This is a genomic window from Acinetobacter towneri (assembly GCF_001758345.1).
GTDB lineage: Bacteria > Pseudomonadota > Gammaproteobacteria > Pseudomonadales > Moraxellaceae > Acinetobacter > Acinetobacter towneri_A.
The window spans coordinates 360,219-372,554 of record NZ_MKQS01000001.1; the positions used below are offsets into that span (position 1 = coordinate 360,219).

10 protein-coding genes are annotated in these 12,336 nt (G+C 39.0%); 2 read left to right on the forward strand and 8 right to left on the reverse strand.

Going from position 1 to position 12,336, the window contains the following annotated elements; translation table 11 throughout:
- Positions 1-17 precede the first annotated feature (17 nt).
- From BJN41_RS01615 to BJN41_RS01630, 4 genes are all read right to left on the reverse strand, one after another.
- Positions 18-1,859, reverse strand: a complete 1,842-nt coding sequence (locus BJN41_RS01615) for a GGDEF domain-containing protein (protein WP_070152557.1) — start codon at positions 1,857-1,859, stop codon at positions 18-20.
- Positions 1,860-2,021: 162 nt separating this feature from the next.
- Positions 2,022-2,363 (reverse strand): FKBP-type peptidyl-prolyl cis-trans isomerase, encoded by a 342-nt coding sequence (locus BJN41_RS01620; RefSeq protein WP_070152560.1) that lies wholly within the window; start codon positions 2,361-2,363, stop codon positions 2,022-2,024.
- A gap of 58 nt (positions 2,364-2,421) precedes the next feature.
- A complete protein-coding gene (locus BJN41_RS01625; protein ID WP_070152563.1) occupies positions 2,422-2,952 on the reverse strand; it encodes a YaeQ family protein in 531 nt (176 codons plus the stop codon).
- Between the two features lie 92 nt (positions 2,953-3,044).
- Positions 3,045-4,067, reverse strand: a complete 1,023-nt coding sequence (locus BJN41_RS01630) for a CobW family GTP-binding protein (RefSeq protein ID WP_070152566.1) — start codon at positions 4,065-4,067, stop codon at positions 3,045-3,047.
- Between the two features lie 517 nt (positions 4,068-4,584).
- Between BJN41_RS01630 and BJN41_RS01635 the strand changes: the two genes are divergently transcribed.
- A complete protein-coding gene (locus tag BJN41_RS01635; protein ID WP_070152569.1) occupies positions 4,585-4,797 on the forward strand; it encodes a hypothetical protein in 213 nt (70 codons plus the stop codon).
- Between the two features lie 187 nt (positions 4,798-4,984).
- Here the strand turns inward: BJN41_RS01635 and BJN41_RS01640 are convergent, their stop codons facing one another.
- Together BJN41_RS01640 and BJN41_RS01645 are read right to left on the reverse strand one after the other, a co-directional pair.
- The gene (locus BJN41_RS01640; protein ID WP_070152572.1) at positions 4,985-5,506 is read right to left on the reverse strand and encodes an acyl-CoA thioesterase; all 522 of its coding nucleotides are present in this window, start codon (positions 5,504-5,506) and stop codon (positions 4,985-4,987) included.
- 859 nt (positions 5,507-6,365) lie between these two features.
- Positions 6,366-7,340 (reverse strand): patatin-like phospholipase family protein, encoded by a 975-nt coding sequence (locus BJN41_RS01645; RefSeq protein WP_162164697.1) that lies wholly within the window; start codon positions 7,338-7,340, stop codon positions 6,366-6,368.
- Positions 7,341-7,610: 270 nt separating this feature from the next.
- Between BJN41_RS01645 and chrA the strand changes: the two genes are divergently transcribed.
- Entirely contained in the window at positions 7,611-8,825 is a 1,215-nt protein-coding gene (gene chrA / locus BJN41_RS01650) for a chromate efflux transporter (RefSeq protein ID WP_070152574.1), read from the forward strand.
- Positions 8,826-8,970: 145 nt separating this feature from the next.
- Here the strand turns inward: chrA and gltS are convergent, their stop codons facing one another.
- Both gltS and BJN41_RS01660 read right to left on the reverse strand, forming a co-directional pair.
- On the reverse strand, positions 8,971-10,212 hold the full coding sequence (gene gltS / locus BJN41_RS01655; RefSeq protein WP_070152707.1) for a sodium/glutamate symporter: 1,242 nt from the start codon (positions 10,210-10,212) through the stop codon (positions 8,971-8,973).
- Positions 10,213-10,827: 615 nt separating this feature from the next.
- Entirely contained in the window at positions 10,828-12,093 is a 1,266-nt protein-coding gene (locus BJN41_RS01660; protein WP_070152577.1) for a DcaP family trimeric outer membrane transporter, read from the reverse strand.
- Positions 12,094-12,336 lie beyond the last annotated feature (243 nt).

The window sequence follows — 12,336 nt, forward strand, 5'->3', positions numbered from 1 at the left end:
AGAGTAGCGTCAACATATTAAGTTTGAATTACTACCTGATCGCGTCCTGCATGTTTGGCTTGATACAAATGCGCATCTGCAGCTTTCATAAAATCATCCACGTGCGTATACGCTTGTGCGCGAGTCATCCACGCTACACCGATACTTAAAGTCACATATTGTTTATGGTCTTCTCGTGCTACATGCTCAAAAGCTGCATCACGTACAGCCTGCAAGACCTTTTGCATGAGTGGTGCAATCGCAGGTTGCGGAATATCGTGCAGTAAAATGGCAAATTCTTCACCCCCATAACGTGCCACAAACGCATTTTTAGGCAAAGTATCTTGTAAAACTTTAACTAGGTTTTGCAGAATTTGATCGCCTTTTAAGTGCCCATAATGATCATTGTATTTTTTAAAATAATCGACATCGAGCATCGCAAAAACCAAAATATGTCGCTTATTTTGCAAGGTTTCAAAATACAAACGCTGAATTTCTTCATTTAATGCACGGCGGTTATACGCCTCCGTTAATGCATCAGTATTAATCTGTATTTCCAGTTTTTCATTCAAAAGACTGAGTTGTTCAGTGCGTTCCTGCACTTTTAAATCTAACGAGTTGTTTAAATGAATCAGCTTTTGGTTCAAGCGTTCAATGCGCAAGTTATGGTAGGCATAATTTCGTGCCTGCTGAAACATGATGAGCAATGCATAAATACTGGTCGAAATAAATGATAAATGAATGGAATTGACCAGATTCAGCATTAATAAAAAATCATGAATAAATGTGCCACATAAAATAATCACTGCCCAAAAATTGATTTTGGAATAATGCTCTCCTGAACGCAGAGTTTGATAAAACCCATAGGCAAAATTTGCCAAAACCAGCACAAAGAAAAAAGAACTATAAAATGCGAACTGCTGAAAAATAGTGGGTTCTGCCCACAGCGTCACCCCAATATTAAAGCTTAATAACAGCATTGCCGCGCTATATACCCAACGATGTAAATAGCGCGAACTGAGCAAAAACATATAACTCAGGAAAAATAAAATCGCGAGAAAACTAAATAAATATTCGAGCCTTATTCCCCAAGACCAACTTAAATTCAGGAAAGTGGTGTAAGCATAGGGCGGAGAAAATAAATTATGTAATGCTAGAAAAACAATAAACAAGCCAAAAATAAACATAAGCTTGGTCTTGCCGCCATTTGCAAGACTAAATGCCGAAAACATCAAGGTAAACAAACCAACACCAAGTACTGCCCCAGAAATCATGGCAATACTCATCATCAAACGCTGATACTGTTGATTGATGGTACGACTTAAACCAATTTTCATTGGATTTTTTATACCACCTTGCAAGCTTTGAAAACTAGACGCTTGAATGGTTAGGGTAAAATATTCACTTTCAGGGACAAAATATGCAATTCGTGGGGCATTTTCGGTTTCGTGATGACTTGCATCTACACCGACTGTCCCAACACGCACCAATGGATCGCCATTTAAGAATACCCGATATGCGCCATACTGGTTGGGAATCCAAATCGCAATACTTCTGCCTAAAAACTCTTTTGGAATTTGAAAGTGCCCAATAAAAGTGCCATACGTATTGGCATTGCCCATTAAATCTTCAAATGAAGCAGGCAATTCAACGGTATTCGATGTCAGTACTGCACTGGGTTCTTGAATCAATTGTTGCGGATAAAACAACCATTGCCCACTCAAAATACTCGTTTTATCTTCAGTAAATTGAACTGAATTGAGCAGTTGTTGATGTAGATAATAAGATTTAGGTGCAGACTCATATTGTGCCAACACACACTGTGGAGTGAGTACACTAAACAGTAAAATCAAGAATAATAATGCACGTATGTGCCACATCCGAATGAATTTCAAAAATGCAAAAACCCTATTGTGCTTATTTTTCAATCTAATCGTTCTTGCACTAAATTTAAAGTAAAAAAATTAAGTCATTCATATTAGACCGTACTGACATTGGATGAATGACTTAAATTCTAGCTGTATGGCTAAATTAAACAGGATTTATTGATCGCGTGTTTTCACATCATACAATTCAATTTCAAAAATTAAATTCGAATTGGCAGGAATGATATTGCCCATTTTGCGCTCACCATAAGCCAAATGCGCAGGTACCACAAGTTTCCGTTTACCACCCACTTTCATCCCCATGATGCCTTGATCCCAGCCTTTAATGACACGACCTGTACCAATCACGGTTTCGAAATAGCTGCCGCGGTCCAAGGATGAATCAAACTTTGTGCCATCTTCCAACCAACCTGTGTAATGCGTAGTAATTAAAGCGCCTTTGACCGCTTCTTTACCCTCGCCCACCACCAAATCAATAATTTCTAATTCCGCACTCATGTTCATCTCCAAATATTTACACTTCGATGTTTAAGATAATTGCCAACTCGGGTAAGTGTTATTGTAACTGTATCCACTCAATCTGCGCCTGTGCTTGAGCGCCAATCAATGTCCATTCACCATCCATCACATTCAACTGCAACTGCATGGTACGTTCGCATAAAGCTTGAATGGCTTCAGTACTCGCTTGCGATAATTGCCATACTTCAACATTATTTAATGTTTTGATTTTACTATTACGTTTATACCACTCATCTACCGATGAACCATAGGCAATAATCGCAACTTGCTTACAACGTGCACTGGCTTTTTTGACTTTATCTTCATCTGGGCAACCGACTTCAATCCACTTGATTAACTGCCCTGTTAAGTCTTTTTCCCACAAAGCAGGCTCATCGGTTTCAAACAAATCTTTGGTGAATTCCAAAGCTTCATCTGCATAACGTGCGAATGCCAAAATACGCACCATCAAACGCTCAATGGTTTCAGAAGGATGTAATGCCATGGTTAGTTGATAGTCACCATATTGATGCACATCCATATTAGCAATGTTCAAATCTGCCTTATAAATTGTCGCTTTTAGCGCCATTGTCTATTCCTAAAACCATGTTCAAATTTGCCGCTAAGCATAATAGATTTTCTGGGATTTTGCTTTATCGTTTGCCCGAGAGCACATAGATTTCATTCAAAAGCTGTAGCAGCATCAACCCGACACGCCAATAACGCAGCCTCAAACTGTAACCAATCCCGCTCGGTTTGATAAATAATTTCCACTCGATTGTCTATCCCTTCATCGGTAGATTGATAGTTAAATTGCTGGGGATTGAAGTTAAAACTTTTCCAGCCCTGATTGCTATAAAAAATCCCTTTAATGCGTAACCAATCTTGCTGTTCACAGAGTAAATCTAGAAGTGGATAAAAATCGAATTGCCAGCGTTTAGGGAATTTCCAGCCCGCTACCGAATAACCCTGAGCAGTTTCTACATAATGATATGGCAACTGTTTAATTTCTGGTTCAGACGTATTTGCAGCTGGAATCAGCGTTTTTTGTAATTTTAATAAAGGCTGAATTTTACGCTGTGTGCCGACATACAGCGTATCAATTTCAATCAAAGCCAGATTACCCTGTTCCGCTTTCAACCATTTTTGCGCATAGGCTTGATATTCGTGTTGCAACTGCACMAGCGCCTGCTCATCTGCCACCTGCATTTGATCTGCATGTGACACCACAATAATTTGTGCAGCTTTGAGCTGATCGGCATACAAGTTTTGCTGCGTCCACGCCTGATCATGCAAACGCGAACCATCGACCACCGTAACCAAGGCACGCATCGATAAATGGGTATGCCAATGTGGTTCAGTCAATTGTTCCACGAGTTGCGCAGGATGCCCCAAACCTGTCGGTTCAATGAATAAACGGTCAGGCTTCGCTTCAGACAATAAACGCGACARGGCAATTTGCATAGGCAACTGACTGCTACAACATAAGCAGCCGCCCAATAATTCTTTGACCTGATAGCCTTGTTGCTGAGGTAAAAGTTGTTGATCGACACCGATTTGTCCAAATTCATTCATCAGCACCGCCCAGACTTCATGTTCAGGTTTTTGGATGAGTAACTGTTTCAATAATGTGGTTTTTCCTGCACCGAGAAAACCAGAAATAATATGCGTCGGGACTGCTTTTTGTGGTGCAATTAATTTCAAAATAAGCTCACTTTATTGAGTTTCAAACAACTCAAGCATGCTAAGCAAGTTTAGCGATGAGATCAATCTGAATCTAAACACACACAAATTTATCCAATTGTTGATATTCATTGATGTCGTGACTTGAAAAATTTTCTTACATTTATTGCGTAATGATTTGCCACTTGTTTTAGCAGATTCACCAAGTTTTAGTCGCTTGATGTTATGTTTTATTGCTAACCCTGCAGTTTTCTTGCATAAAATACAGTCATTTTCGCTAAATTTGGCTACTTTTATTTAACAAAAATTACCAAAATTAAACCTGTTCATCATCATTGTGCGATTCAAGTAACCATCTTTGTTTTGCTTTGTTGCAAGCATTGATCCTACACCAATGGCTATTAGGATGAGTTCCTGTTCAGCTCGTTCAAATCAGGTGATGACTGACTTGAACACTTTAGCCGCATTAAGTTTTTTCTTCATGCTTGTGCTGAACATTTTGATCATTCGTGAAAACTTTAAATAAGGATGCCAAACCATGAAATTGACACAAATTTTACTCACTTCAACTTTTGCTTTTGCCACTGCAACCACTTTTGCAGCACAGGCTGAATCGAAAGTTCAAGAACAGGAAAAAGTGATTGTTTCAACGCAGGAAACTGTGGCTGGACCTGCTTCAGAACAAGCTGCTGCACAACCTGCATCTGAAGCTAGCACTGAAACACCAGCAGCATCGACCCAACAACCTTAAAAAAAGCGATACATTTTAAAATGTAAATTAAATACAAAAACTGAGTTTTAAGCCACTCTCTCGGTTTACTCAGTTTTTGTTCATCCATAAGGCTAATCAATACCAAGCTTGAGCAAAGTTAAAAAAATAGCCGCAAAAAAACCCGTATGCAATTGCAAACAGGTGTTCAGCTGAGATTGACGAAAACTTAGTTTTTTTCAGTTTTCTTATAAATACTGCAAGATGGATGATGATTTTCTTGCAAACGCGCAACTTTGCGTTGCTCCGCTGCTTCAAAGCGGCATCGTTTCCAGTCGTTATCTAATTTCAACGCAGGGATTTGTTTTGGTTTACCATTTTCATCCACTGCAACCATAGTGAAGTAACAGCTGTTGGTATGGCGCACTGTACGCTTTTGGATATTTTGCGCTTCTACACGAATCCCAATTTCCATTGAGGTACGACCGACGTGGTTCACACTGGCAAGGAAAGTCACTAATTCCCCTACATGAATCGGTTCTTTAAAGTTCACTTTATCAACCGAAAGGGTCACCACATAACTACCCGAATAGCGGCTCGCACATGCATACGCCACTTGATCCAATAGTTTTAAAATTGTTCCACCATGCACATTCCCTGAAAAATTTGCCATGTCGGGTGTCATTAACACGGTCATGGTCAATTCTGACTGGTCATCTAATACAGGGGCAATTTGATCTAATGGTGACATTGCGTTCTCTAGACTCTTTTAAAGACAGTAAGATATGAGCGTATTATTATATCGTGTTTATAAAAGTTTGAATGTTCATTTCGGCAACAAGTGCATCATTATTATTTATATTGTTAATGTGAACATTTATTTAGAGTTATAAGACTAAAGCCTAAGACACCCAAGCTGTTATTTTTTAATTCATTTCTTTAATTAGAATATTTGTTCAAATTGAATATACAGTAAATACCATCGCTTCAAGTGTTCAAAAAACAAACTAAAATCTTTTATTCAATGGATTAATCAAGCAAATTTCGGCTATTTTACCCAAGAAATTTCATTTAGTGAGAGCATTCAAGCCAAGCGCAGCATTTCCTGCGATACATTACTATAAATCAAAGTTTGCTCGGAACTTAAGGCAGCTTTAAATACATAAGAACCATCTGGATTAATCTTCTTCATTGTAAAAATACCCTACTACATCTTGCTAAGTATCACCTGCTGTCCAATTTCAAAGCCGTGCATGAAGTATCCCCTCGATTTTTTATAAAGTTTTAAAGTCCTGAAGCACAAAAGTTAGGCTGTCTTGGAAGCATGTTCAATTGGTAAACTGCTTAAAAAACGAATTCAGTAAATGCTACATAGAATAAATGGAAACGGTGCGAAAGAACACGCTAAAAAATTGATTTTAAGTCTAAATACCTCATCTCAGTATTTAGATATCTTTAGGGTATCTTTATTTTTAAACTATAATATCAAATACTTACAAAGAATAAATCTAAGCAATCTAACATTAAAGTTATTTTTATCAAGCACCTAATTAGACTTAAGTTAAATCTGTTGATTTCATTGAATTGACCTAAATGAAGGATCTGGACAGCTATTTAAACTGTCCATAAAGCCCAAAAGTATTACTCACTTTATAGTCTACAATTCTATGCCCATGCGCATAATGATGCTGTTGATAGACCTGATCAATTTTATTTAATTGCGCTGCGGTTGCTTCTGCACCTGCCAGCATAGTCGCTTCGCGCCCTTTTACATCAAAAATATGGGCTTTTTCACGTAAATCGGGTTGAATGACCACATCTGCCAGTTTCAATTCTTCATTGGCCAAATGCTTTTGCATAATATTAATATTTTGGTTAAACAATCCCCACACATTACTGGTTTCAGTATGAATAGGCTGCGCCAAAATATTCACGGCAATCACAATATCTGCCCCTAAATCGCGTGCAACCTTGACAGGTACAGGGCTCACTAAACCACCATCGACATATTCATGTTCTGCAATTTTAGTAGGTACAAACATACTTGGGATAGACACTGACGCACGCACCGCTTGACCCGTATTGCCATAATTAAATACAACTTTTTTGCCTTCTTTTAATTCAGTCGCCACCACGTACATCGGGATTTTAAATTGCTCCAAACGGAGTTGATCGACTTGTGCATTGACATAATTTTCAACTTTTTTACCATCAAAAAAGCCTTTTAAATCTAAAGTCACATCCCGCACATCATTGGCTTTCATATTCATGGCAATTTCACGTAATTGCTGTGCATTTTTACCACTGGCATAAATTGAACCGACAATGCTGCCTGCGCTGCTGCCCACAATAAAATCAGGATGAATACCGTACTGCTCAAGTACTTCAATCACCCCAATATGTGCATAACCACGTGCGCCACCACTGCCCAAAACCAAGGCGACAACTGGACGTTTTTTTTGTTGTTTTAACTGACGAAAATCAATTTGATTCAGGCGCGACTCTGCTTCAACCACGGGCTGCGACTCACGCAAAGTTTGAGTCGAAAATTGCTGCTGCGATGGCACCACCTGACATCCCACCATCAGTAATGCTGTAAGAGATACATACCCAATTTTCATAATGACCTTCTTGAATCCATAGGTTTCAGTCGATATTTCACCATCAATCGTGTCAAGGTTGATCAGCCTACTTGATACAGCAACCCTCTTAACGTCAACAGTTATGCTCTCTGTTTTTACCTTGCATGAGCGCCCATAGTCTATCTATTATTTTAACCGATCCTTGTAGTAATTCGTTAAACTGTCACGTCTAGCCACTACAGTGGCGCACAAGTCGAATCTGTCTAAAATTATATGCCAACACCTTCTTATTCCTTATTATTCTGGATTTTTCTGCAATTAGGCTGTCTGTCTTTTGGCGGGCCTGCAGCGCATTTGGTATTTTTCCATCAGCGCTTTGTGCAACAACTCAAATGGTTAGATGAAGCACAATATGCCCAAGTTGTGGCACTGGCTCAACTTTTACCAGGTCCAACCAGTAGTCAGGTGGGTTTAGCGATTGGTTATTTACAAAAAGGCTATTGGGGTGCAGTACTTGCATGGCTTGGTTTTACTTTACCTTCTGCTGTGTTCATGGCTTTAGTTGCTGTACTCGGCCATCAATATTTAGAAGTGCTTTCTTCAGATAGTTTCCACACGATTCAACTGATTGTTTTAGCCGTCGTGGCTTGGGCATTTTGGCAAATGTTAGGCAGTTTTTGTAAAACCATTTGGCAATACGCCTTAATGCTGGCTGCAGCTGTTTTTATTTATTTTGTGCCTTTTAGCTTGAATCAAGTCTTGGTGATTTCGCTTGCAGCAGTATTGGGTATATGGATGGCAAAACAGACGCCAACGAATGTTCAAAATACAGATGCAACTCAAACGAGCTTTACTGCAAATCACATCGTTCAGCATCGTAAATACGCCATATTTTGGGGTGGGCTGTTTGTTGCACCGTTTATCATACTGACAGGTCTCAACTGGCTCACGCCAAATTTGCTTTATACCGCCAACTTAAGTTTCTATCAAGCAGCCTCTTTGGTTTTTGGTGGTGGCCACGTTATTTTGCCCTTGTTACATCAAGATTTTGTCAGTACCGGTTTAGTAAGCGCAGAACAATTTGATTTGGGTTATGCCATGGCACAATTAGTTCCAGGACCATTATTCAGTTTTGCTACCTATTTGGGCAGTTTAGTTCCCATGACAGACATGATGTGGCTCAATGCTGTTTTAGCAACTTTGGCCATTTTCCTGCCCTCTTTCTTTTTGGTTTTTGCCACCTTGCCGTATTGGTCTTGGTTAATGCAGCAAGCGTATATTCGTCATGCCGTCACAGGTATTAATGCAGCGGTGGTTGGGTTATTGCTCTACATGGTGGTAGAAATGGCACAACGCTATGTATTAAGTCTCTATGACCTTATTTTTGTTGCCTTCGTGATTGTGCTGTTAAAGTCAAAATTACCCGTTTGGTTGAGTCTGATTGGAAGTTTCCTGCTCTATACTGTGTTATTGAATTTTATTGCTTAGGCTATTTTTTAAGACTCACTTGCATCACGGCCTACAACGTAGCGTTCGTGTATAGAGGCTTGCTCACCGTTCAACATCCCACATAAAAAATGCCAGCTCATGTGAACTGGCATTTTATTTTGCAATCTATCTACAACTGAACAGCTTAACCTGAAAAGAATTTCAAAATAGACTGAATCACCGCGACGTTAATCAAGTCGACAAAGAAAGCGCCACACAACGGCACAATCAAGAATGCTTTATAAGAGGGGCCATACATATTGGTAATGGCTTGCATATTGGCGACTGCTGTTGGCGTCGCCCCCATCCCAAAACCACAGTGTCCTGCTGCCAGCACGGCTGCATCGTAGTTTTTCCCCATAATACGGAAGGTTACAAAGGCAGCATACAGTGCCATTGTGAGCGTTTGCGCCCCTAAAATCACCATCAACGGGCCAGCCAAATCGGCCAATTGCCATAGTTTGAGTGACAACAACGCCATCGCCAAATATAACGATAAAGATGCATTCCCAAACACATCAATCGCACGATCAAAAATATTGACTTTAAAAATACTTTCTAAAACATTACGCAGAATCACACCGCCCGCCAATGCCCAAACGAAAGTTGGCAATTCAAACATAGTGCCTTTGGCAACGCCTGTCATAAATTCGGCAAATGCCAAACACGCTGCAAATAAACCCAAAGTAGTAATTGCATTATCTGCTGTGATTAAACGCACCTGATGCGGATATTCAAATGGAATAAACTCATTGGAATCTTGATCCGCAGGTGTATTATCGCGTTTTTCATTTTGTTCGTCGGTACGTGGTACAGCCAATTGATGACGGTTGATTAAAGTTTTAGCCAGTGGACCACCAATTAAGCCCCCAATAACCAAACCGAAGGTTGCGCTTGCCATTCCTAACGCTAAAGCGCCTTGAATACCATATTGGGTTTCTAAAATTTCACCCCATGCTCCTGCCGTACCATGACCGCCAGTTAAAGTAATCGATCCTGCAATTAAACCAATTAGTGGATCAATACCTAACAATGTTACAAGACTAATGCCGACAAAGTTTTGCACCACAATAAATGTGGAAATTGCAATCAAGAAAATAATTAAACCGATTCCGCCCTGACGCAATTTTGTGAAGTTCGCGCTTAAACCAATCGAGGCGAAGAAAATAAGCATAAAGCTAGTTTGCAATGCGCTACTAGTGGTAATGCTATAACCCCAAAATTGATTCACCAACAATGAAACAATAGCGGCAACCAAACCACCTGCAACAGGTTCAGGAATATTATAGCGTTTTAAAAAATCAATTTTATTGACTAAAAGTCGCCCTAAGAGCAGGACGATGACCGCAGCAATCAGCGTATAAAACGCATTAAAAGTAAATTCCATGGCAATATCCATATAGTGATTGCAGATTATTTTTAATATGATGAAGAGCTGTTTATGCAAACTAAAGCATTTGCATCACTATGACTCTAAATCAACTAAAAAATGCCGCAATACAAAGTATGTAAACAGTATCGTATTTGACCGAAGTTTAAGAGGTATGCATTTCGCTCAACCAACCCATCCTTTGGTTTCACTCAAGCGTTATGATCTGCGTTTGCCTAGAACAGAAGAAAAGAAAGACAAAAGACAGCATTTTCACTTTCGGGGTGACTTCGAGTGCAAACAACTGAATCGGCTTAACACTGAGAGGTAATCTCATATAAGCTCCCAAATATCTGAGGTGGATAAATACCTTCCGATAAAGATATTCAACCACTTGATAAAAAACAGCAAGATTAAAGGTCGATCATTATGCATTTTTTTTGACAAAAAGCTGCTATTTTCTGCGTTTTTTCTAAAAATTTTAATGATTGTGTTCAGCTATAAGAGAAAGTTACAACATTTCTTTAAACTGGATAAAATTTTAGTTATTGAGTGAATAACATAAATTTTCAACACAAAAAAAACAGAGCTTAAAATTAAGCTCTGTTTTGGATTGTGCTCAAAAGGAGTGACTTAGAAGCTATAACGCGCCATAAAGCCTACACGGTCATCACTGAATTTTTGACCTTTGAAAGTTTCACGCTCACCATTGATATATTCAATACCTAAATCGACTGGTTTTACAGGTGAATAGATAAAGTTAATCCACGCTTGTTGTACTTTCTCGTTAGCATCATCATTTATACGCGCATAGTCTGTACCATCATCAGAAAATAATGCACCATAAGCTAGAGTTGAACGCAGTTGTGGTGAGAACTTATATGTAATACCTGTTTGAACAGCAATTGATTCATTTTGCTCAATGTTGTTATTAGCATCTAAAGTAAAAGCAGCATTGCTACCATACAAATGATTGTTATGTCCTTTTACATAAGTTACGTCAGCTGAGACTTTCAGTGGCTCGGAAATTTGGTAGTTCGTACCTAAAGCTGCACCCCAACCCGTTTTATCATCACCACCCGTACTAGCTTTGTAATGCTCAACCAAGGCACGAGCTGAAGCTAACCCCTTACCTTCCGCAAAGCCTTGAGTGACTTTTGCGGTTAATGTTGGCACTCGATAAGTTACACTACTACCGTCTGCAGTACTATTACCTTCTTCAGCAGATACAAATAATTGCGTTGCAGGTGCTAGTTTTTGACTATAACGTACTTGCGGCACGCGTGATGCCCCCCCCATACCACCAATGTTTGTAAGGAAATCAATCATTTCTGGTGCATGTACTGAAGCAAAGCTTGAAGTTGTTTGACCAAATAGCCAATTGTTTAAAGTCAAATAAGCATGGCGAATACGTAAATTCTCTGCCGCACTTGCAAAGTCAACCTCAACTTTACCGCCTACTTTATTGTCACCAACAGGTGTATTAAAGTCTAAACCTAAACGGGTTACTTTTGCTGTAGCACGTAATTTGTCACTTGCTTCTTCATTACTTGTATGTGCTGAGTTAAAGTCATTATCCGCACCTTTAATAATATAGTTTGCATCACCACGTACAAAACCATAAATAGAAACATCTGCACCAGATTTAGACTTTAAGCTGCTTAATGCACTTACAGGTGCAGCAGGCTTCGCCTGTTGTACTTGGGCAATTTGAGTTTGCTGCTGTTGTTGTACTTGCTGTTGTTGCTGAATTAATGATTTTAACGCTTCAACTTCTTGACGAAGTTCTTGAATTTGTTGTTGCTCAGTTTTTGCTGCGTGTGCAGTACCTACCATTAAAGTTGTAACAGCAATAGCTAAACCTTTGATCATAAATTGACCGTTGAGTAATTGACTCATTTATCTCTCCAAAATAAAACAACGCTGCATCCGTGCATGATGATTTTGTTCGTCATCTATCGATTTCACATCGAATTATAAAAATGGCTTAAAAATCAAAACACTTTTGCCAAATAGTCCAAGACACTCAAATATTTAAAATATTACAATTTGTGTCATTTATTACAGGCTTCAATCTATCAAGTTATGATGTTTATTAAAATCAGTTTTCCCGAATAAGAAATCATAATTAATCATAATTAC